The following is a 21,764-nucleotide window of genomic DNA, read 5'->3' on the forward strand; positions in this document are numbered from 1 at the left end:
AACAGGTACAAAAAGGGAGATGCGAAAAAACTCAATCGAGTTTTTTCACATCCCCTTTTTTCGCTATATCAAGAAAGGTGTTTTCTCACTGCATTATTATTTTATAAGAAAATCGTTGGATTTTTATCTACATAGAAACAGCCTCATTTTGCATTAAAAGCTCCACAAAACGGCTGGCTGTATCAGAAAGCGTATGCTTTTGACGCAAAATCCATCCTATTTCAAGGCGGACTCCGTTTTTGACAGGCAGAGAAATAATGTCACTGTAATTACTATCAAAAGATCTGTAACCACTTCCAATAGCAAACCCATGGCAATAACGCATAGCAGAATAGGAAGCTGCCCGGTCAGAAACATGGATTATTTTTTTTACCTGATAATTAGGAATGATAAGATCAGTATAAGCAGGGTTCGTGTCAGGCGAACGATCATAAGAAATAAAAGGATATTGTATCATTTCTTCAATATTAATTTCCTGGCTATTGGCAAGTGGATGGTTTTGGCATATGTAAGCATGAGCCGTCTGATAAACAATGTGATTAAAAATAATACCACGATTTCTTAATTCCTGGATCATCTGTCCTTTGCTATGCTCTGTGAAAAAAATAATTCCCAAATCGTCCAGTCCACGTTCTACGCGATCCAGTACTTCTGATGTACGGCATTCATAAAAACCACAGTGATAGGAACCATAGCTTTCGTTTAATTTATTGATGACAGAAATAAAAGAGGCCATGCCGCAAATGTGGTGCTGGGCAGAAACGGACAGACCTAAAGGCCGTTTTTTGGAACCGTTATATTTCTCATCCAGGTAGTCAAGACGGCTTAAAATTCCCTTAAATTCAATTAAAAGCTCTTCACCGCTTCTGGTAAGACGCACACCTGTGCTCTCTCTTATAAATGCAGTAATATCATATGTATTTTCTATTTCCTTAATAGCACTGGAAATGCTTGATTGCGCTGTAAACAAACGCTTGGCTGCTTCACTGATAGAGCCGGACTCAGCTACGCTGATAAAATATTTTATTTGCTGCAGTGTCATATAAGGTCTCCTTTTTTTATCATCTGGATTCTCTTACGGTTGTAAACCAGATGCAGATACATGGCATCCTGTGCCCGGAGTGATTCATGAGCTGCAATGGCATCTGCAATCTCACGGTGAGTCTCGATGGTTTCTTCCTGCAGTGCACCTCCGGTGGTTTCTACAAAGAGAGGAATTGAGCTGTTGATCACAGGAACCAGTCTTGGAACTACAACATTTTTGCTGCTTAAAGCGATAGCCGTATGGAATTCGATATCCTTTTGCGTATGATCTTCGTGATTCCTTAACAATTCTTCCACTTCATCGCAAAGCGCAGTGATTTTTTTGATGTCTTTTTTGTCAGCATGTGTGGCGGCCATTGCTGCAATAGATGGCTCAAGAAGAAAACGGACCTCCAAAAGATCGTTGATCAGCTTTTGCTTGTTGCCGATGAAGGTAAAGCCAAGGGGATCCTCCACCATTCCGGGAGAGGAGGCAATATAGGTACCGGAACCCTGACGGATCGTAACAATGTTTCGGGAAGCGAGAAGCTTCATGGCTTCGCGCACAGAACTTCGTCCTGCATTCAGACGTTCCGACAGAATGGTTTCATTAGGCAACTTATCTCCTGGCTGTAAGTTTTCTTCCAAAATAAGTGTGATAATGTCTTCTGATATTTTTTGAGGAAGGCTTTTTTCTTCAGATAACAAATTCATCGTATGATTTGCTCCATTTTTAATAGTTATCGTTCTTGTTTCCTATGATAATGTGTTTCGGGTTCAATGTCAAAATGCTAAAATGTACAAAAATAGATACAAAAATTTAGATAAAATTCCAGTATTGCATTTTTGATGAATAGAATATATGATAAATACATCAGATGAATTCAAAGGAAAAACACATTAAATAGCGGGGAAAAAGGGTATAAACACCTAAATAGGTCAGATGAATTCATTGGAGAAAGGTAAAACATCAGATGAATCAAGGAGGTATAAGGAAAAAATGGAAGAAACAACTTTTGTGGCAGATCCAATGAGACTGATGATCGCCGCGGCGGCCGGAATCGTAGTTCTATTGGTGCTGATCATCAAATTTAAGCTTCATCCGGTCCTGTCAATGATGATTTCCGCTATTATCATTGGGGCAGGAGCAGGCATGCCGCTTACGATGATTTCGGATACAGTAGAAAAAGGTGTTGGAAAGACACTACAGGGAATTGCGCTTCTGGTAGGCCTGGGTTCCATGTTTGGCGGAATCCTGGAGGTAAGCGGAGGTGCCCAGAGAATAGCAGAGACATTGATTGGTAAATTTGGTCAGAAAAAAGCCGGATGGGCACTTGGGCTTACAGGACTTGTAATTGGTACTACCGTATTTTTTGAAGCCGGTGTTGTGGTACTGATTCCGCTGGTGTTCAGTGTTGCAAAGCAGACCAGAAAATCCACTTTGTATTATGCAATCCCCCTTCTTTCCGGTCTGGCCAGTGGCTATGCATTTGTTCCACCATCTGCAGGCTCCGTACTTGTGGCAAATGCACTTGGAGTAAATCTGGGAACCATGATTATGGTAGGAGTTCCGACAGCACTGATCTGTATGCTGGTTTCCGGAATTATCTGGGGAAGCGTGGTTGGAAACAAGATTTTCACAGAACTTCCGGCGAATGTAGAAGAAATCAAGGATGATGGAAAAGAGCTTCCGCCTTTCGGACTGGTCTTAGGAGTGATACTGATTCCGCTTATTCTCATACTTCTCAGTACATTATCTAAGTATATGCCGCTTCCTGCAGGAGTGAAGGATGTTCTTGGATTCATAGGAAAACCATTCCTGGCATTGACCATCGCCACTCTGGCATCCATGTATTTCCTGGGAATTCGAAGAGGATTTACAGGTGCCCAGTTAAAGAAAATCCTGGATCATTCGCTCAGACCTGTAGGTATGATCCTTCTGGTCATTGCCAGCGGCGGTGTGATCCGCTGGATGCTTCAGGATTCCGGACTTGGAAATATTATCGGACCGGTGCTGGAGAAGAGTGGTCTTCCATTGATCCTGATCGCATTTCTCATTGCACTTCTGGTCAGAGCTTCTGTAGGAAGTTCGATTGTAGCGATGACAATGGCATCCGGAATTATGGCAACCATGCCGGCTGTAATGGGAACCAGCATGATTTACAGAGCAGCAATGTGCTGTGCAATCTGTGGTGGCGCAACAGCACTGAGTCATGTGAATGATGCAGGCTTCTGGCTGGTAACTTCATTCCTTGAGATTGACGAAAAGACAACCCTGAAATCCTGGACGATCATGGAGACACTGATCGGTGTTACGGCACTTATTGTGAGCTTTATTGTTTCAATCTTTGCATAGGAGGCAGGACGCAATGATAAAGATACCGGTTTATTTAAGAGATATGTGTGATGCCAAGCATCTGGTGCAGGCAGCATCAGGATGTGAGAAAAATGTAGATCTGATCTGCGGAAGATATATTGTAGATGCGAAATCAATGCTGGGTGTGTTCAGTCTGCCAACATTTGATGATGTAGAACTTGGAGTAGAAGAAGAGGACGAAGAGAAACTCAGGAAAACACTGGAAAGTTTAAAGCTTATCAGAGAATAAAAAATGGAGGAAAAAATCATGCAGTTAAAAAGTCAGGAAATGAGAAAGCTTGCACCGGAGCTTGATCCGCTGCGTATTGGAACAGGATGGACAAAAGAAGATCTTGGAAAGGTCCAGGTTATGGTTGAAAGCACCTATGGTGACAGCCATCCGGGAAGCGGACATCTGAATATCCTTGTAGAAGAAGTCCGCAAAGGAATCGCAGAAGAAGGCGGTTTCGGAGCACGTTATAACTGTACAGATATCTGCGACGGTGAAAGCCAGGGAACAGACGGAATCAACTACAGTCTGGCAAGCCGTGAGATGATTGCCAATATGATCGAAATCCATGCAAATGCAACTCCTTTTGACGCTGGTGTATACCTTTCAAGCTGTGACAAGGGAGTTCCGGGAAATCTGATGGGACTTGCCAGAGTAAATATCCCTTCCGTATTTGTTCCTGGTGGAACCATGAATGCCGGACCGGAAATGCTGACCCTGGAGCAGCTTGGAATGTACAGCGCAAAATTTGAGCGTGGTGAAATTGATGAAGAGAAGCTTGACTGGGCAAAATGCAATGCATGCCCAAGCTGTGGCGCATGTTCCTTTATCGGAACTGCATCTACCATGCAGATTATGGCAGAGGCACTTGGTCTTGCACTTCCAGGCACAGCCCTAATGCCTGCAACCAGCCCTGACCTTCTTGACTTTGCAAGAGAAGCAGGAAGACAGGCAGTGAGAATTGCCCAGATGGAAAATATGCGTCCTTCCGACATTGTGACTATGGACAGCTTTGAGAATGCAATTCTTGTTCATGCTGCAATTTCAGGAAGCACCAACTGTCTGCTTCATCTTCCGGCAATTGCCCATGAGTTTGGCATTGAGATCACAGGTGATACCTTTGATAAGCTGCACAGAAATGCAAGATATCTTCTGAATGTACGTCCGGCAGGCCGCTGGCCAGCAGAGTGCTTCTACTATGCAGGTGGTGTACCGGCAATCATGGAGGAGATCAAAGATCACCTTCACCTGGATGTAATGACAGTTACCGGAAAGACATTAGGAGAAAACCTGGAAGAACTGAAGAACAACGGATTCTATGAAAAATGTGATAAATGGCTTCAGGAATTTAACAAACGTTATAATGTAAATGTTACGAAGGAAGACATCATCCGTCCATATGACAAAGCAATCGGAACAGATGGAAGTATCGCAGTTCTCCGTGGAAACCTTGCTCCTGAAGGCGCAGTGATCAAACACACTGCATGCCCGAAGGAAATGTTTAAATCTGTTCTCCGCGCAAGACCATTTGACAGCGAAGAAGAATGTCTGGATGCAGTTCTGAAGCATAAGGTTCAGAAGGGTGATGCAGTCTTCATCCGTTACGAGGGACCAAAGGGAAGCGGAATGCCGGAAATGTTCTATACCTCTGAGGCAATCAGCAGTGACAAAGAACTTGGAAAGAGCATTGCCCTGATCACTGACGGACGTTTCTCCGGTGCATCTACAGGCCCGGTTATCGGACACTGCAGCCCGGAGGCGGTTGACGGAGGCCCGATCGCTCTTGTGGAAGAAGGCGACCTTATCGAAATCGATGTTATGGAAAGAAAACTGAACATTATCGGAATCGCCGGAGAGCGCAAGTCTATGGAGGAAATTGACCAGATTCTTGCAGAAAGACGTAAAAACTGGAAACCACGTGAAATGAAATATAAAAAAGGTGTCCTGAGACTTTTCAGCCAGCATGCTGCAAGTCCAATGAAGGGAGCTTATCTGGAGTATTGATTATGAAGCATAAATTTATTACCATCGGCGAGATCATGCTTCGGCTGACTCCGCCAGATTATGAAAAAATCAGAACCGCAACATCTTTTGAGGCAAGATATGGGGGAAGCGAGGCCAATGTGGCCCTTTCCCTTGCAAATCTTGGCGTAGATGCCTCATTCTTTACCGTAGTTCCGGGAAACAGCCTTGGAAAAAGCGCAGTACGTATGCTGCGAAGCAATGACGTAAATTGTGACAGCGTAGTTTATTCAACAGAAGAAGAGACACCGACACATCGCCTTGGAACCTATTACCTGGAGACTGGTTATGGAATTCGTCCAAGTAAAGTGGTGTATGACAGAAAGCACAGTGCCTTTTCAGAATATGATTTCAGCAAAACAGATGTGAAAAAACTTCTGGAAGGTTACACCTGGCTTCATCTGAGTGGTATCACGCCAGCACTTGGAAAAAGCTGCAGTGAACTGATCCTGACCTGCCTGAAAACAGCAAAGGAAAACGGCATGACCGTCAGCTTTGACGGAAATTTCAGAAGTACATTGTGGAGCTGGGAGGAAGCAAGAGATTTCTGTACCCTCTGTCTTCCATACGTAGATGTTCTTTTTGGAATCGAGCCCTACCACATCTGGAAAAATGAAGAAGATCATACCGCAGGTGATGTAAAGGATGGTGTTCCATTCCAGCCGGACCGTGAACAGCAGGAAAAGGTTTTCAAGGCTTTTGTAGAGAGATATCCGAATATCAAATGCATTGCAAGACATGTGCGTTTTGCACACAGCTGCAGTGAGAACAGCCTTATGGCTTATCTCTGGTTAAATGGAAAGATTTACGAAAGCAAACGGCTTACCTTCCATATTCTTGACCGTGTTGGAGGCGGGGATGCATTTGTAAGTGGTATTATTTATGCCCTGATGAATGAATATACACCGGAAGATACTGTGAACTTTGGTGTTGCAGCCAGTGCAGTGAAGCATACCATTCATGGTGACGGAAATATTACAGATGATGTTTCCCTGATCAGACATGTGATGGAAATGAATTTTGATATAAAAAGATAACGAAAGGAATTCAAATAATGGATATAGCAGAGAAGTTTCAAAAGCTTGGTGTTGTTCCGGTAGTTGTGCTGGAAGATACAAAAGATGCAGTACCTCTTGCAAAGGCACTTGTTGAAGGTGGACTTCCGTGTGCAGAGGTAACCTTCCGTACAGAGGCAGCAGAAGAATCAATCCGTCTGATGACAGAGCAGTTTCCGGATATGCTTGTAGGAGCAGGAACCGTTCTTACCAGAGAGCAGGTGGATGCAGCTGTTGCAGCTGGTGCGAAGTTCATTGTAAGCCCTGGATTTGATTCTGAGATCGTAGATTACTGTCTGGAAAAAGAAATTCCTGTTTTTCCAGGCTGCATCACACCGTCTGAGGTTGCGCAGGCAGTAAAAAGGGGCCTTAAGGTGATTAAATTCTTCCCAGCAGAACCGGCAGGCGGAGTTGCCATGATCAAGGCTATGGCTGCACCTTATGTTGGAATTAAGTTTATGCCCACTGGCGGTATCAATGCAAAAAATCTGGAAAATTATCTTTCCTTTGACAAAATTATATGCTGCGGCGGAAGCTGGATGGTAAAAGGAGAGCTTGTAAAAAACGGAGAATTTGACAAGATCAGAGAACTGACAGCAGAAGCGCGAAAACTGGTTGATTCCATCCGAAAATAATCGGAGGTATTACACATATTCATATTCACAAAAAACAGGATCCTGCATGAAAACAGGGTCCTGTTTTTTACACACATACACTTCATACAATAAAAAAACCCCCATAAACCCAAACTCTTCCCCTCTATCCCAACCCCATCGTATGAGTTAAGATAATATCAACAAAGGAAAGCAAAAACAAATAAATGAGGAGGGAATGGAATGAATGAGGTCATTGTCTCCATGAACAATATCAGCAAAAGCTTCCCGGGCGTAAAGGCCCTGGATCATGTAAAGTTTGAGTTGCGTTCTGGAGAAGTCATGGCGCTGCTTGGGGAAAATGGAGCTGGAAAATCAACCCTGATGAAAATCCTCAGCGGTGTATATACCAGAGATGAAGGAACGATGGAAATCTTCGGAAAATCCTATGACGACCTGACACCAAAGCAGGCCCAGGAAGCAGGAGTAGCCATTATCCATCAGGAATTGAACATGTGCAGGCACTTAACAGTAACGGAGAACATGTTCCTTGGAAGAGAAGTAAAAGGTGGTTTATCCTTAAATAATGCGAAGATGCGAAAAGAAGCCAAGAAAGTTCTGGACGATCTTCGAATCGACATCAGTCCCGATCAGATCGTAGGAGATCTGCCAGTATCCAAACAGCAGATGGTTGAAATTGCAAAAGCACTTTCCATCAATGCAAGGATTCTGATCATGGACGAGCCTACATCTTCTCTGACAGCAAAAGAAATTGATGATCTTTTCCGTATTATCCGAAAGCTGAGGGACGAAGGAAGAGGAATCGTATATATTTCACACAGACTGGAAGAGCTGTCCCATATCGTGGACAGAGTTACCATCATGCGAGATGGACAATACATAACAGACGGTAATTTCAAAGACATGGACATGGACTACATTATCAAAAATATGGTAGGCCGTGAGATTAAAGAAAAATTCCCGAGAGTGGAATGCAAAAAAGGCAAGAAGATTTTTGAAGTAAAAAATCTTAACGCCGGAAAAATGGTCCGCGACATCAACTTCTCCTTATATGAAGGCGAGATCGTAGGATTTGCGGGACTGATGGGAGCCGGAAGAACGGAGACTACAAGAGCCATCTTCGGTGTTGATCCGAAAGACAGCGGAGAGCTTTATGTGGATGGTAAAAAAATCGAAGTCAACTGTCCAATGGATGCCATCCGAAATGGTGTTGTACTTGCTCCTGAGGATCGTAAAAAAGACGGTCTCTGTACGAAACTGAGTATCCGACAGAACCTGGCACTGCCAAATCTTGACCTTGTATGCAATAAAATGGGTGTGATAAACTCAGGAAAAGAAGATGCTCTTTGCGAAAAAGCAGTGAAGGATCTCCGGATCAAAACACCGAACGTGGAAATTGATTCCGGCAATCTTTCTGGTGGAAACCAGCAGAAAGTAGTTGTTGGAAAATGGCTTGCAAGAGATTCAAGGGTTGTTATCTTCGATGAGCCCACAAGAGGAATTGATGTTGGCGCAAAGGTAGAAATTTACAATCTGATGAATGAGCTGAAAAAACAGGGAATTGCAGTTATGTTTGTATCCTCTGAAATGCCGGAGGTCATGGGAATTGCAGACCGTATCATCGTAATGTGTGACGGACGTATCACCGGTGAGGTTTCAGCAAGGGAAGCCACCCAGGACGAGATCCTGACAATGGCAACATCCTTTGAAAACAAGAGTATTAAGGAAACTGAGGGAGGAAGTAAAAATGAATAGTAAACAGCAACGCCCATTAAAGAAATTATTGGGAATCAGGGGAATGGGGGCAGCACTTACCGCATTCGTGGGGCTGATCATTATTTATATCGCATTTGGTATCATTAACCCGGCGGTTTTTTCCGGACAGAATATGTTGAACCTGCTGCGTTCCATGTCCAAGTACCTGCTGATCGGTATTGCACAAAGTTACGTACTGATCACGGGAAACATTGATCTGTCAATCGGATCCATGGTCGGAATGAGCGCCATGATCGCAGCCACCTTAATGACAACAGGAATGGCACCATTCCTTGCAATTGTGATCGCACTTATTGCCTGTCTGGTAGTTGGTGTGGTAAACGGATATCTGGTTGGAAAATTTAAACTTCCTCCATTTATTGCAACACTGGGAACCATGTTCGTAGCACGAGGAATTGCCTACATGGTAAACGGAAACAGAAACACAGATGCCATTGCAACAGGTGTTGGAAAAGAAACGGCTGATGCATTCCAAAATTGTTTTTATTACGGTAAAACACTTGGCATTTATAACACATTCTGGATCGCACTTGTTATTTTTGTTATATTCTTCTTTATCTTATCCAAGACACGTACAGGCCGTCATATTTACGCAATCGGTTCTAACGTGGACGCAGCAAAGCTTTCTGGTGTAAACGTAGTTTCCACCACAGTAAAGACGTATCTGGTAAGCTCCGTATGCTCCTGTGTAGTTGGCCTTATCCTTTGCGCACAGGCTGGTATGGGAAATATGGAAGCTGGAAACATGTATGAGATGTACGGCGTAGCAGCCGGCGTAATCGGTGGCGTTTCCCCACTTGGAGGAACTGGAATCCTTCTTGGAACCTTTGCAGGTGCAGCCGTCTGGCAGACACTGGAAAATGGTCTGAACATGATTGGTGCACAGGTTGGTATCCAGCGTGTTGTAATCGGCGTGATCGTAGTTGCAGCCGTATTGCTGGATGTAGTTGTAAGAAACGGACAGTTTGGCAAACACAGAAAAAAATAACCGCAAGAAAACAGTATTTTTCGCAGAAAAATGAAATCGACAACTGAATATGGAAAATGTAAAATAATTTCATGAAACTAAACCGCAAATGGAGAAGGCGGGTAGTTATAAAAAATAATTTTTAGGAGGATTTTTACAATGAAAAGAAAACTTTTAGCTATGGTATGTGCAGTATCTATGATCGCTTCCCTTGGAGCTGCTACTGTTTACGCATCAGATGATGTTAAGGCTACAGGCGATGAGAAAATTGCGCTGATCACAATGGACTCTATCGACCAGCACTGGATCACCCTGAACGAAGGCGCTCAGGAAGAGGCTAAAGAGCTTGGTGTAACAGTTGACTTCATGTCCCCGAATACAAAAGATGACGCCCAGCAGATTGAGTGTGTAAACAACGCAGTAGCAGGCGGTTATGATGCGATCATGGTTGCTGCAAACGGACCAGATGCTATTTCTTCTGCACTTCAGGAAGCAAAAGACCAGGGAATTAAGATCGTATATGTTGACTCCCCTGCAAATGTCGAGGCAGAAGCTACTTTCTCCACAGACAACAAAGCAGCTGGAACAACAGCAGGAGAAGAGATGAAGAAGGCGCTTGAGGATGCTGGTATTACATCCGGAAAAATCGGTGTCATTAATGTAAACGCAGCTACTGATTCCTGCGTAAACCGTGAGGAAGGCTTCCGCGCAGCATTTGACGGCACAGACTTCGAGATCATGGAAACCCAGTACGGCGAAGGTGATGCTGCAAAATCCCAGAGTATCGCAGAGAACTACATTACACAGGGCGTTGTTGGTATCTTCGGATGCAATGAAGGATCCACAACTGGTGCCGGAAATGCCATCAAAGCAGCTGGAAACGCTGACATCATCGGTGTTGGTTTTGATAAATCTGACGCGATCCTGAACCTGATCGACGACGGATATCTTCTTTGCACAATGGCTCAGAACCCGGATGTTATGGGATCTGAAGGCGTAAAAGCAGCTGTAAAAGCAATCAACGGCGAGGAACTCGGCGGAGAAGTTACAGATACAGGTGTATCTGTGATTACAAAGGATTCTGATAAATAATCTGAAATAAAAGGAATATTGTTCATGGAACGTCATGGATGTGATGACGGCTGGGACAGTAATTATAAGGAGCAAGAAACCGTCGGTTTTTCCGGCGGTTTTCTTGCTTAAATTGCTGAAATGGATTATCATTAGAAGTAAGAAAAATGGAGAGAGTTTCTATAAAAATGGGGAAATTTCTTCAAAGTAATCATGTAATGGGGACGGAGAACATGGAGATTTTAAAGGTAGTAATTGCAGATGATGAGGTGCGGATCTGCCAGTTGATCCAGGCACTGGTCGACTGGGATTCTTTGGGGATGAAAGTGTTGGGAATCGCCCACAATGGAGAGGAAGCCTGCGAAATGGTACGGCAGACACAGCCGGATATTCTGATCACAGATATCCGCATGCCAGGCTGCAGTGGCCTGGAGCTGGTAAAAAGGGTGAAGGAGCTGGATTCCGCTCTGGAAGTGATCATAATCAGCGGTTACGCCCATTTTGAGTATGCACAGCAGGCTATCAGTTACGGTGTGGGGCATTATCTTCTGAAGCCGGTAAACAAGGGGGAACTGACTGCTACCCTGCAGAAATTGCAGAAAAAGATCGGGGAGCGCAAGGCGTCAGAACTGAATCACCAGGAGCTTGTAAATAAGGCAAAAAGAGATGATGCCCATTTACGGGCGAATCTGATCGACCGGCTGCTGGATCAGCCGGATATGCCGGTTTCACAGGACACACTGACGAGCATTTATCATCTGAAAGCAAGACTGGGAGTATACCAGGCGTTTTGCGTAAAAGTGGATTATGGAAGAAAGATTATTTCTGGCGGCAGAATGGATGGAACAACAGGTCTGGCTGGCACGAGAGAAATCAGCTCCACTTCCAGCGGGGTCCTTATGGAAAAAGTCCGCGAGGCCCTGGAGCGAAATCTGAAAAATGACAACCGCGAATTAATTCTTCTGATTCGTGATGACTACTGCTACGGCATTCTTAACTACCTGGAAAGTGAGAAAGAATCCATCCGCCGGGGCATGAAGAGCAGCCTTACCCAGATGGAAATCCAGAAAAACATGTTTCAGCATGTAAGCTTTTCCATGGCAGTTGGAGCGGCATACAAAGAGGCAGAGCATTTGGCAGACTCTATGCAGGAAGCCCGAAAACTGATCCAGGAAAGACTGGTAAAAGGGGATGGACGAGTTCTTGACTGTATGGGAAAAGCTTCAGAAATCCAGGAAAGTGAGCTGCTGAAAAAGTATCTTCGTGAGATCACCCATGCTGTAGAAATCTCAAGCATTCAGAATGCAGCAGAAGCAGTAGAGGATTTGCAGGATACGGTAAATAAGGCGAAAGAAATCCGGGGAAGTGAGATTTTCGAACTGGTATATGCAGCTGCTGATATTTTTGCGGCAAGTATTCGGATTCCAGAGCGCACTGCTACTGTGGAGGAATTCCGTAAACAGTGTGATAAATGTGGAAAAATAGATGAAATTTTTTCCTGTCTTGGGGATTTCCAGCAAAAATATATCCAGGAGCAGGCTGAACGCTATGAAAATGATATCATCCGTCCGGTCCGCAAGGCAAAGGAATATATCCAGAACCATTTCAGTGATCCGCTGACCTTAGAGGAAGTCAGCGAAATGGTAGGACTTAGCGCTGCTTATTTCAGCGTCTTATTTAAGAAGACAGAAGGAGAAGGTTTTGCCAAATATCTGATCAACGTGAGAATGGAACAGGCCAAGCTGCTCCTTCGGGAATCCAATCTTCCAGTAACAGAAATCTGCAGGAGGGTAGGATATAACGATCCGAAACATTTCACACATACCTTTGAGAAAGCGGCAGGGGTGAAACCCTCTACATATAGAAAATTGTATGGATAAATCAAAAATGAAATTTAAAGAAAAACTGAAATATATATCCAACCGTGCTCTTGTCCTGGGAACGGTAGTCTTCGGGAGTTTTATTATTCTGGCTGTAATTCAGCTGTTATTGGCATATAAAGGAGAAATACCCTGGTGGATGGCCATAATTATAACAATATTTGCAATTTTGTTTCCAACTGTATTCTGGCTCTGGATCCACCGTCCTTACATGCGCTGTGAAAAAATGATGGATCGTTTTCTGGAGGGTTATATTTTTTCAGAAAAAGAAGATATGGAGCTCTTGAACCTGACTCCAAGCATCCAGAAGCAGATGAAAATGGTAGACCGCATTGTGCGTTCTTCCCAATATATGGATCTGAATAAAAGACAGGCCCAGTACCTGGCTTTGCAGAATCAGATCAATCCCCACTTTCTCTACAATACACTGGAAAGCATCCGTGGAGAAGCCATTATTGCAGGCCTGGACAGCATTGCAGATATGACAGAAGCCCTGGCAAGATTTTTCCGTTACACCATTACCAAGGTGGAGAATCTGGTTTCTGTGGAGGAAGAACTGGATAACTGTGAGACTTATTTCGGAATTCAGAAATATCGTTTCGGGGACCGGCTGCAGCTTCATATTGATTATGATATTGCAGAGTATGAAAAGATCATGAACTGCAGAATTCCAAAACTGACGTTGCAGCCGATTCTGGAAAACAGCATTATCCATGGCGTGGAGCTGAAGGTTGGAGGTGGAAATCTCTACATCCGTTTTCAGTGTACAAAGGATCGCCTGCTCATTCGTATTTCTGACGATGGGGTGGGAATGGATGAGATGACTCTGGCAAAGCTGAACCAGAAGCTGGGCAAGTCAACCAAGGCTTTTCACGACAACGAAGAAAAACAGGGAGGAATCGCTCTGGTGAATGTGAATAACAGAATCCATCTGATCTTTGGGGATGAATATGGCATGCACGTTTATTCTGTACCAGGAGAAGGGACAGATGTGGAGATCACCATCCCTATACTTACTGACGACAGACAGGTGAAAAACAGGAGTGTGCTGGCATGAGAAATGAAGTTCTCAGAATGGAGCGTGTGACGTATAAAGAAGATGAGGTTGTGAAGCTGAAGGACTTCAACCTTCAGATATTTCAGGGGGAGATCATGGGATTTCTGCCTGTTAACAGCCATGGAAAAACAGCTCTTCTGAAGCTTCTGGAACGGAACCTTCCCCTCTATGACGGTTACATTTATTACGGTGGGGAAAAGGTAAATACCTGGAAAGAACATTACAAGGCTGCAAACCGGATCAGCATTATCCAGGAGAAAAGTTCTCTGGCAGGGAATTTAAATATTGCAGATAATATTTTTGTACTGCGCCCGGGCTTTCGCCAGTGGGTGATCCGCACAAAGATCCTGAACCGGCAGATGAAGCCCTTTTTTGAAGATATCGGAATGGACATTCCACTTAATAAAGATGTGGAGAAGCTTTCCGCTTTTGAACGGATCATTGTAGAATTGCTCCGGGCTGTGATCATGGGATATCATCTGATCGTGCTGGATGAAGTTGGAGCCCTTGTCAGTGATGATGAGTTGAAAAAGCTTCATGGAATTATTTGTCATTATGCGAAAAAAGGCTTTTCTTTTCTTTATATCTGTTCTCATCTGGAGGAGATTTCCAGTATTTGTGACAGGTGTGCACTGTTTACAAATGGAAGGGTCCAGAAGGTTCTGGAAAGAGAAGAACTGTTTAATGATCCGCCAGTGACTTACATGACGGAATACAATGATATGGTTCGCTATCATACAGAAAAAAGAGAAGGGCAGCAGGCTGCGCCGGTTGTTTTTCAGTGGAAGGGATACGGAGAGGATGCAGCATGCAATTTTTCCTTCGATGTGCATAAGGGAGAATGCCTGGCCGTACAGATTATGGATGCTGGCGGAATGGAGGAGCTTCGGGGAATTTTGTCTGGGGATATTTCCCCGGAGAGGGGAGAAATCCTTCTGAAGGGGAAGCGGACACAGATTCCGGGAAACAGCAAAATTGCGGTAATCCAGGAGCGTACTACGAAGACTATGATTTTTCCAGAATTGGATTATATGAATAATCTTTGCATCTGCCTGGCAGAAAAGGTACCTTCAATCTGGCATAATAAACGTTTGCGAAACAGTATTCGGAATGAGTACAGTCCTATATTAGGGACAGAGGTTTTTGATATGCCGGTGGAGAAATTAAGCGAGAGGCAGAAGTATCAGCTGGTGTATACAAGAGTGTTTTTGCAGAAACCAGAGATCCTATTTTGCATTCAGCCTTTCAGTGGGGCGGATCTGGCTCATCGGATGTTTATCTGGAGCATGTTAGAGAAGTTTCTGGATAAGGGGATTTCGGTGGTGATCTTGTCTTTGAATCTGTCGGATTCCCTGGCAATGGCAGATCGCCTGTTGATTCTTGGGGAGAATGGGGAAAAGAGGGAAATTGCAAGAGAAAATTTCCATAAAATTACATCGCCAGTGCCCTGGCTGCATATGTATCTGTCAGAGAGAAAATAAAATGTATAAAATATAATACTAATAATTCGGATTGTATTTTCAAACACGCTCCAGAGCCTAAATAAGAAGCCCATGGCAATAGAAACAAAATTGCCATGGGTTTCTTTATAACTAAAATTCGATTGTTTTACTTGTGCTTGCGTCCACTTTCCTGTCTGCGGATAAGAAGTATCCTTCGCTTGCAAATTGGCCAACTGCAATTAATTATAAGTTGCAAAAATTTATTATTGCGAAATATGAGATTACACTTTATCAGTCAATCTTCAGAATCAGTTCCAGCACCCGTCTTGCACAGTGCTCTAATTCCGGACGGCCAAGCTGTCCCATTTCCATGGCCTTTTTCACACGCTCTGGGAAACCGGTTCCCATTTTTACGTCATTTCCGGCCTTGATTTCTTTGTAATGTTCAGCTCTTGTCCACCAGTCGGTTGTAACCATGCCCTTGAAGCCCCACTCGACGCGGAGAACATCTTCCAGAAGCTCGCGGTTCTCAGAAGCGCGGTGTCCGTTGATGGCATTGTAGGAGGACATGATGGTCCATGGCTGTGCCTCTTTTACAATGATCTCGAAACCTTTCAGGTAGATCTCGCGAAGTGCACGCTCGGAAACGCGGGAATCGCTGTGCTTTCTGTTGGTCTCTTTGTTATTTGCTGCGAAATGCTTCACAGAAGCTGCAATGTGCTGGGACTGGATACCTTTTACCATGGCAGCACCCATTTTTCCGGCAATCAGCGGATCCTCGGAATAGTACTCGAAGTTTCTTCCGCAAAGTGGGTTTCTGTGGATATTTACTGCAGGGGTAAGCCATACTGCAAGATTGTTCTCCTTTACTTCCTCGGCGCCAGCCTGTCCAACCTGCTGAACAAGAGCCGGATTCCAGGTGCATGCAAGAAGGGTTGCACAAGGCCATGCAGTTGTGTTCATGCTGCATTCCCCGCTGATACGAAGCCCGGCAGGACCGTCTGCGGTCATAATGGATGGAACGCCGTAATCCGGAAGATTTCCAAAGCCGAAGGTATTGGAAACACCTACGTTTGGCTGTCCTCCAAGAAGATGAATCAGATCGTCATCGCTTAATTGTGCCATAAAATCATCCAGGGAAAGCCTGCCTTCTGCCACATCAATAAACTGCTTTCTTCCATAGTTGTCAAAAAGGGCACCTCGTGCACAGCTGCGGACCGCAGGGGTAAGACCTTCCTCAGTGCCTGGCTCCATTTTCTCAAATACGCATTCGTTCATGTCGTTGCATGCAGACTGTGGAAGCTCCTCAAAGCTGCCGTCAGAGAGCATACGCTCCTTCAGGCTGGTTGGAACAAGGTGTGCAGTGAGCTGCTTTGTGATTACATTTTCAGTGAGTTCCATTGTCTGGATGCCTTCCTCAGTGTCACGTACAGAAGTTCCAATGTAGAATTTGTAGGTACCTTTTTCCAGGATGTATGCAGATTTCTGGATCTTTCCAAGGTCATCGTAGGAAGCCATGTCAGCTTTGGCAAAGGAAAGGCGGATCTGTTGTGTTTCGCCTGGCTGAAGAAGACGGGTTTTTGCAAAAGCGGCAAGCTGGCGGGCTGGTTTCTTCAGAAGTCCCTGTGGTGCTTCGTAATAAATCTGGACAACCTCTTTTCCTGCAAAATTCCCAGTGTTTGTTACCTGAACCTCAGCAAAAACCGCACTTTCTGTTTCCCACATAGCGGTGGTGTCCAGGTCAAAGGTTGTGTAGGAAAGTCCATATCCAAATGGATAGATTACCTTCTCCTGTGCACCTGGAAGGGTTTCAAAATAGCGGTAGCCTACATAAATGTCCTCGGTGTAGTTTACGTAATCAAAGGACTCATGAAAGTTGGCTGTGGAAGGATAGTCGTTTACATCCGCTGCAAAAGTGTCTGCCAGCTTACCGGATGGATTCCCTTTGCCGGTGAGAAGCTCGGCCATGGCAAGTCCGCCTTCCATGCCGCCCTGCCATCCAAGAAGAGCGGAGGAAATCTGGTCGTCATTTTTTACCCAGGAAAGATCCATGATTCCGCCGATATTGAGAACGACTACAATATCATCAAAGCGCTCTTTTACCATGGAAAGCATTGCTTTCTCCCTGGCAGTGAGATAGAAGTCGCCATCTGGGAAAACTTCGCCGGAAATTTTCGGCATGGTGGTTTCTGTATCCCATGGATTAAATTCGTTGGTACACTCAATGCTGGAACGGTCCCAGCCCTCGCCGGAGAAACGGCTGATCACAACAACCGCAACGTCCGCAAATGCTTTTGCACCGTCAGCAAGCTCCGGGGAAAGCTCAGGCTCTACGGTCATTCCTGGTGCGGCACCTTTTTCATACTGGTGCTGGATATCGGTGCGGTAAAATGCGGATAACGGTTCGTAAATCTGAACGGCGCCTTCCTGCATTTTCAGACCGTCATAAAGGTTGTGTACATAGGAAACCATAACATCACCGCTTCCGCCGCCGCCTTTTACATAGTCGAAGCTGCCCTTGCCGAAAAGAGCGATGCGTGTGCCCTCAGCAAGAGGAAGCAGATTTTTCTCATTTTTTAAAAGAACCATACCTTCTTTGGCTGCTTCTTTGGAAAGAAGGATATGTTCTTTGCTTGCGGTAACACGGCCGCTTTCCTTAAGGGGAAGGTTTGGCTGGAATTTAACTCTGGACCATTTGTTCATTGTGGGATGTCCTCCTGTAAATAAATTTATTTTACTATGAAAGTGTTTTTTAGTGTAGTTGCCTTGATATCGCTATTGTACTGGAAAAATCGGTGGTGTACTAGATGGTTTATTGCTTCTTTTATAGGTCTTTCTTGATATTATAGATAAAATATTATATATTATTATAAAGAATAGATGGTGTATTTTGATTTTAAGCCTGTAATATAAGTGTTGTATATTGGGGATGAGGATAGAAGTCTGGGAATTTGAGTAAAAAGATGAGGTGAGGCATACTATGAGAGCGGAATATGAAAACGTGCTGGATGATCATTTGGGGAAAATTCATTTTACATATGTAAATACCTGGGATGAACTGTTACCGGCGCACTGGCATGAGCATTTGGAAATTATTTATGTGCTTGGCGGCGAGATTACAGCATCTATTAATGATGTGAGTTATGAGTTGAAAAAAGGGGATATTTTTCTGGTAAACTCCAATGATATCCATTATACCTATACACATGAGGATGCCAGGTATTATCTGTTGCAGATCCCGCCGGTTCATCTGGAAAGAATCTCTGCAAAGTGGAAGGGGCTGAAATTCCAGGAGCTTATAAGGTCGAAATCAGATGACGCATGTGTTCCGGGAGAAAAACTGGAGAATATGCAGGGAAAGGGACTTGTTGAGGTGGGGGAGAATCGAAGGTCTGCAAATCGGGCTGATGACCTGTATGATCAGTTGAGAGATGTATTTCGGGAAATTGCAGGCTTTTATGAAGAAAAAAAAGAAGGCTATCATCTTCTGGTGCTTTCTGTTGTTTATCGTTTACTTTATTTTCTTTATACAGAAGGAATCAGGAGTGAGGAAGATACAGAAACCGCTCATGGCACTCTGCATGATCTTGAGCGGATGAAGCTGTGCATGGAATTTGTCCGGGAACATTATGGGGAAAGAATTTCCCTTGCCGATGCTGCTGGGCTTTTGTCCATTACACCAGAACATTTCTGTCGCCTTTTTCGCAAATACACAGGACAGACCTTCCTGGCTTATGTAAATCAGATCCGCATGGAGCATTTCCACACAGATCTTTTGGAGACAGATAAAAACATAACATTTCTTCTGGATAAAAACGGGATTACCAATTACAAAGGTTTTTTGCGAAAATTCAAGGAAGCTTATGGGGAACCGCCGAAGGAAGTAAGGAGAAGAAAAAACTGAAATATTAGAAATTGTATTAAAGTATTCTTGTGATAAATAAAGTACTTGTAAATTACCATGGACAATGTTACTATGATAAAAAGCATATTTCTTATATAGTTCATGGCACGTCAGCCATCTGATTTATCTAATCGCATTTCAGAAATTCATGCTTTTAAACCCGTTGAAAATGAAAAAAGCAGGAGTTCTGAACGTGATTGGTTAACAAATAAGGATCGATCTGTATTTTCTGACTCCTGCAAGAAAAGGAGGACCAGCTTATGGTAAACAGAAACTACAAGGACACAATATTCAGGATGCTTTTTTCCGACCGTAAAAATCTGCTTTCGCTTTATAATGCGATTAACGGAACATCATATGAGAATCCAGAAGAACTGGAGATTGTGACACTAGAGAATGCTATTTATATGGGAATGAAAAATGATCTGGCGTTTATTATTGGCACCAATCTTTTTCTGTATGAACATCAGTCAACCTACACACCTAATATGCCCCTGAGGGATCTTTTTTACATATCAGCAGAATACCAGAAATTGGTGAATAAGAAGTCTCTGTATTCATCGACACTGCAGAAAATCCCTGCACCAAATTTTATTGTATTCTACAACGGTATAGAGAAGACAGATGAAAGATGGGAAAATTGTCTGTCAGAAGCGTATGAGAACCTATCTGGTGAGCCGAAACTGGAGCTTAAAGTGGTAACGTTGAATATTAATGAAGGAAGAAACCGAGAACTGCTGGAACAGTGTCAGACGTTAAGAGAATATGCAGTATATGTAGCAAAGGTACGTAAATATGCCCAATATATGGAACTAGAAGCAGCTGTGAAAAAAGCTGTGGACGAGTGCATTCAGAATGGAATTCTAAAAGATTTTCTTCAGAATAAAAGAGCGGAGGTTATCGCAGTGAGTATATTTGAGTATGATAAAGAAGAGGAAGAACGAAAGCTGAGAGAAGCCGAGTTTGAGGCTGGGGAGTTGTGTGGAATACAGAAAGGAATACAGCTGCGTGATAGGGAAATAGCCCAGTCATTGATGAAAAAAGGGATGACTGTAGCGGAGATTGCAGATATTCTTGAGATTAGTGAGAATGATGTTATAAAAATGCGGGAATGATTTTTCAAACAAGCTCCAGAACCCAAAAGCAGGACAGCCTTAAATCCTTTATGTAAAGGTCTGTCCTGCCAGTTGGAAGCTGACGCATTATAACTGCGCTTTATTTTTTACCAGCATTTCACGAATGATATTCTGAGTATAAGCACCCAGATGTTTTTTGTCCTCTTTTTCCAGTTGGTCTATGTAGATTGGTTTGCCATACTCCAGGATAACGTGGGTTTTCTTAACTCTGGGGAAATGGTTTTCCCAGATATCAGCAGAGCCGCTGATCGCCATCGGGATGATCGGACAGTTTGCCTTTGCGGCAATTTTGAAGCTGCCCTCATGGAATGGAAGCATGTCCAGTTCATCTTCATTCTTGTTTCGTGTACCCTCCGGAAAAATGCAGATGGAAATGCCGGATTTCACTTTCTCAATGGCAGTGAGAATTGTTTTCAGTCCCTGTTTCAGGTCATTACGGTCAAGAAACAGGCAGTGAAGACGTTTCATCCAGGTAGAAAGCAGAGGAACCTTTTCCATTTCTTTTTTTGCGATATAGCCGGTACGGATGGGGCAGCGTGGATAAGTGATCGGTACATCAAAAAAGCTTCTGTGATTTCCGATATAAAGAACCGGCACGTCAGTTGGTACATTCTCTTCTCCGATAACAGTCAGTTCCACACCGGATATCCACAGGATAAAACGAAATACTGCCTGAACGATCCGAAGAGAACTGATTTCCTTTGCCATAGGATTGAATTTGCCGATGATCCATTCTACAAAGAGAATGGGAATGGATAAAATCAGGAATCCAACCACTACGATCACGCATAAAATAAAACGAATCATATGATTTCCCTTTCTTTGATCTGTGCCTCATGCGTAGGAAGCATGTTTTGGCATATTGTTTATGTCTATTATATGTAATTTCAAAAATTCTTGCAATAAATCTTTTTTATTCCTCATAGAATAAAATTAAATGGAGGTTACTGTTCACTCCGTTCACAAAAAATACCTCGCGGAACTTTAGCAGTGAACAGTAACATTTGGAATTGCTGGGGTGATCTGATGAAAAAAACATCAGTTCTTTTGGGGGTGGTCTTGTGGTCTCTGTTTTTTCTTAGTGGATGTAATTTTATCCGGATTGAGGAGGAGCCGCGGAAGCCTCTGGAATATTCCATTGTAAAAAATGAAGATTTGCCGGCGGAGCTGGCTGCTTTGATACAGGAGAAAAAGGCGAATGAATTTCAGCTGACTTACCAAAGTGAAAAGGACCTGTATCTCATAAAAGGATACGGTCAGCAGATGAGCGGCGGTTACAGTATTTCCGTGGAAGAACTGGGGGCGACTTCCCAGGCGGTCTTTTTCCGGACACAGCTTATTGGGCCGTCAGATGGGAAAGCGGTACTTAGTCCTCCGTCTTATCCGTATATTGTGGTGAAAATGGAGTATCAGAAGGAACCGGTTATATTTGAGTAAAAAGAGAACAAAGA

Annotated in this window: 18 protein-coding genes; 14 read left to right on the forward strand and 4 right to left on the reverse strand. The window is 43.7% G+C overall.

The features are described 5' to 3' along the window. Positions 1–127 precede the first annotated feature (127 nt). Positions 128–1,042, reverse strand: a complete 915-nt coding sequence (locus tag LIQ05_RS09430) for a LysR family transcriptional regulator (RefSeq protein ID WP_226820221.1) — start codon at positions 1,040–1,042, stop codon at positions 128–130. Then, positions 1,039–1,737, reverse strand: a complete 699-nt coding sequence (locus LIQ05_RS09435) for a FadR/GntR family transcriptional regulator (protein WP_226820223.1) — start codon at positions 1,735–1,737, stop codon at positions 1,039–1,041. The genes LIQ05_RS09430 and LIQ05_RS09435 overlap by 4 nt, the downstream gene beginning before the upstream one ends. 286 nt (positions 1,738–2,023) lie before the next feature. Here LIQ05_RS09435 and LIQ05_RS09440 point away from each other — a divergent pair, with 286 nt between their 5' ends. From LIQ05_RS09440 to LIQ05_RS09490, 11 genes are all read left to right on the forward strand, one after another. Further along, positions 2,024–3,379, forward strand: coding sequence for a GntP family permease (locus LIQ05_RS09440; RefSeq protein WP_226820225.1), 1,356 nt, complete (start codon positions 2,024–2,026; stop codon positions 3,377–3,379). Between the two features lie 13 nt (positions 3,380–3,392). Beyond that, positions 3,393–3,629 carry an HPr family phosphocarrier protein gene (locus tag LIQ05_RS09445; protein WP_173715741.1) on the forward strand — a complete coding sequence of 79 codons (237 nt, stop codon included), beginning with the start codon at positions 3,393–3,395 and terminating at the stop codon, positions 3,627–3,629. 18 nt (positions 3,630–3,647) lie between these two features. Continuing rightward, positions 3,648–5,393 carry a dihydroxy-acid dehydratase gene (ilvD, locus tag LIQ05_RS09450; RefSeq protein ID WP_226820227.1) on the forward strand — a complete coding sequence of 582 codons (1,746 nt, stop codon included), beginning with the start codon at positions 3,648–3,650 and terminating at the stop codon, positions 5,391–5,393. Positions 5,394–5,395: 2 nt separating this feature from the next. Further along, positions 5,396–6,448, forward strand: coding sequence for a sugar kinase (locus LIQ05_RS09455; RefSeq protein ID WP_226820229.1), 1,053 nt, complete (start codon positions 5,396–5,398; stop codon positions 6,446–6,448). 17 nt (positions 6,449–6,465) lie between these two features. Beyond that, on the forward strand, positions 6,466–7,101 hold the full coding sequence (locus LIQ05_RS09460; protein WP_226820231.1) for a bifunctional 4-hydroxy-2-oxoglutarate aldolase/2-dehydro-3-deoxy-phosphogluconate aldolase: 636 nt from the start codon (positions 6,466–6,468) through the stop codon (positions 7,099–7,101). A 201-nt stretch (positions 7,102–7,302) separates the two neighbouring features. Continuing rightward, a complete protein-coding gene (locus LIQ05_RS09465) occupies positions 7,303–8,835 on the forward strand; it encodes a sugar ABC transporter ATP-binding protein (RefSeq protein ID WP_226820233.1) in 1,533 nt (510 codons plus the stop codon). Beyond that, the gene (locus LIQ05_RS09470; RefSeq protein WP_118577607.1) at positions 8,828–9,844 is read left to right on the forward strand and encodes an ABC transporter permease; all 1,017 of its coding nucleotides are present in this window, start codon (positions 8,828–8,830) and stop codon (positions 9,842–9,844) included. Before LIQ05_RS09465 ends, LIQ05_RS09470 begins: the two co-directional genes overlap by 8 nt. 138 nt (positions 9,845–9,982) lie before the next feature. Beyond that, entirely contained in the window at positions 9,983–10,915 is a 933-nt protein-coding gene (locus LIQ05_RS09475) for an ABC transporter substrate-binding protein (protein WP_226820235.1), read from the forward strand. Positions 10,916–11,127: 212 nt separating this feature from the next. Next, positions 11,128–12,774 (forward strand): response regulator, encoded by a 1,647-nt coding sequence (locus LIQ05_RS09480; protein ID WP_226820236.1) that lies wholly within the window; start codon positions 11,128–11,130, stop codon positions 12,772–12,774. 7 nt (positions 12,775–12,781) lie between these two features. Beyond that, complete coding sequence (locus tag LIQ05_RS09485) at positions 12,782–13,831, forward strand: sensor histidine kinase (protein ID WP_226820238.1); 1,050 nt, start codon at positions 12,782–12,784, stop codon at positions 13,829–13,831. Beyond that, on the forward strand, positions 13,828–15,312 hold the full coding sequence (locus LIQ05_RS09490; protein WP_226820240.1) for an ATP-binding cassette domain-containing protein: 1,485 nt from the start codon (positions 13,828–13,830) through the stop codon (positions 15,310–15,312). Before LIQ05_RS09485 ends, LIQ05_RS09490 begins: the two co-directional genes overlap by 4 nt. Before the next feature lie 252 nt (positions 15,313–15,564). Here LIQ05_RS09490 and LIQ05_RS09495 read toward each other — a convergent pair whose 3' ends face one another. Then, positions 15,565–17,976, reverse strand: coding sequence for a glycoside hydrolase family 3 protein (locus tag LIQ05_RS09495; RefSeq protein ID WP_226820242.1), 2,412 nt, complete (start codon positions 17,974–17,976; stop codon positions 15,565–15,567). Positions 17,977–18,253: 277 nt separating this feature from the next. On the opposite strand from LIQ05_RS09495, the gene LIQ05_RS09500 reads away from it, so the two are divergent. Then, positions 18,254–19,177, forward strand: coding sequence for an AraC family transcriptional regulator (locus LIQ05_RS09500; protein ID WP_226820244.1), 924 nt, complete (start codon positions 18,254–18,256; stop codon positions 19,175–19,177). A 260-nt stretch (positions 19,178–19,437) separates the two neighbouring features. After that, positions 19,438–20,292 carry a hypothetical protein gene (locus LIQ05_RS09505; protein WP_226820246.1) on the forward strand — a complete coding sequence of 285 codons (855 nt, stop codon included), beginning with the start codon at positions 19,438–19,440 and terminating at the stop codon, positions 20,290–20,292. A gap of 87 nt (positions 20,293–20,379) precedes the next feature. Here the strand turns inward: LIQ05_RS09505 and LIQ05_RS09510 are convergent, their stop codons facing one another. Continuing rightward, positions 20,380–21,120, reverse strand: a complete 741-nt coding sequence (locus LIQ05_RS09510; RefSeq protein WP_226820248.1) for a lysophospholipid acyltransferase family protein — start codon at positions 21,118–21,120, stop codon at positions 20,380–20,382. Between the two features lie 219 nt (positions 21,121–21,339). On the opposite strand from LIQ05_RS09510, the gene LIQ05_RS09515 reads away from it, so the two are divergent. Beyond that, entirely contained in the window at positions 21,340–21,750 is a 411-nt protein-coding gene (locus LIQ05_RS09515) for a protease complex subunit PrcB family protein (RefSeq protein WP_226820250.1), read from the forward strand. Positions 21,751–21,764: the final 14 nt, after the last annotated feature.

The organism is Blautia glucerasea, from assembly GCF_020537505.1.
In the GTDB taxonomy this organism is placed as follows: Bacteria; Bacillota; Clostridia; order Lachnospirales; family Lachnospiraceae; genus Blautia_A.

Bases quoted from the DNA above. Each gene is read 5' to 3' on its own strand.
- LIQ05_RS09505 (WP_226820246.1), top strand. From the start codon at position 19,438: ATGGTAAACAGAAACTACAAGGACACAATATTCAGGATGCTTTTTTCC.
- LIQ05_RS09430 (WP_226820221.1), bottom strand. From the start codon at position 1,042: ATGACACTGCAGCAAATAAAATATTTTATCAGCGTAGCTGAGTCCGGC.
- LIQ05_RS09445 (WP_173715741.1), top strand. From the start codon at position 3,393: ATGATAAAGATACCGGTTTATTTAAGAGATATGTGTGATGCCAAGCAT.
- LIQ05_RS09440 (WP_226820225.1), top strand. From the start codon at position 2,024: ATGGAAGAAACAACTTTTGTGGCAGATCCAATGAGACTGATGATCGCC.
- LIQ05_RS09475 (WP_226820235.1), top strand. From the start codon at position 9,983: ATGAAAAGAAAACTTTTAGCTATGGTATGTGCAGTATCTATGATCGCT.
- LIQ05_RS09460 (WP_226820231.1), top strand. From the start codon at position 6,466: ATGGATATAGCAGAGAAGTTTCAAAAGCTTGGTGTTGTTCCGGTAGTT.
- LIQ05_RS09500 (WP_226820244.1), top strand. From the start codon at position 18,254: ATGAGAGCGGAATATGAAAACGTGCTGGATGATCATTTGGGGAAAATT.
- LIQ05_RS09480 (WP_226820236.1), top strand. From the start codon at position 11,128: ATGGAGATTTTAAAGGTAGTAATTGCAGATGATGAGGTGCGGATCTGC.
- LIQ05_RS09495 (WP_226820242.1), bottom strand. From the start codon at position 17,976: ATGAACAAATGGTCCAGAGTTAAATTCCAGCCAAACCTTCCCCTTAAG.
- LIQ05_RS09470 (WP_118577607.1), top strand. From the start codon at position 8,828: ATGAATAGTAAACAGCAACGCCCATTAAAGAAATTATTGGGAATCAGG.
- LIQ05_RS09465 (WP_226820233.1), top strand. From the start codon at position 7,303: ATGAATGAGGTCATTGTCTCCATGAACAATATCAGCAAAAGCTTCCCG.
- LIQ05_RS09455 (WP_226820229.1), top strand. From the start codon at position 5,396: ATGAAGCATAAATTTATTACCATCGGCGAGATCATGCTTCGGCTGACT.
- LIQ05_RS09490 (WP_226820240.1), top strand. From the start codon at position 13,828: ATGAGAAATGAAGTTCTCAGAATGGAGCGTGTGACGTATAAAGAAGAT.
- LIQ05_RS09435 (WP_226820223.1), bottom strand. From the start codon at position 1,737: ATGAATTTGTTATCTGAAGAAAAAAGCCTTCCTCAAAAAATATCAGAA.
- LIQ05_RS09485 (WP_226820238.1), top strand. From the start codon at position 12,782: ATGAAATTTAAAGAAAAACTGAAATATATATCCAACCGTGCTCTTGTC.
- LIQ05_RS09510 (WP_226820248.1), bottom strand. From the start codon at position 21,120: ATGATTCGTTTTATTTTATGCGTGATCGTAGTGGTTGGATTCCTGATT.
- LIQ05_RS09515 (WP_226820250.1), top strand. From the start codon at position 21,340: ATGAAAAAAACATCAGTTCTTTTGGGGGTGGTCTTGTGGTCTCTGTTT.
- ilvD (WP_226820227.1), top strand. From the start codon at position 3,648: ATGCAGTTAAAAAGTCAGGAAATGAGAAAGCTTGCACCGGAGCTTGAT.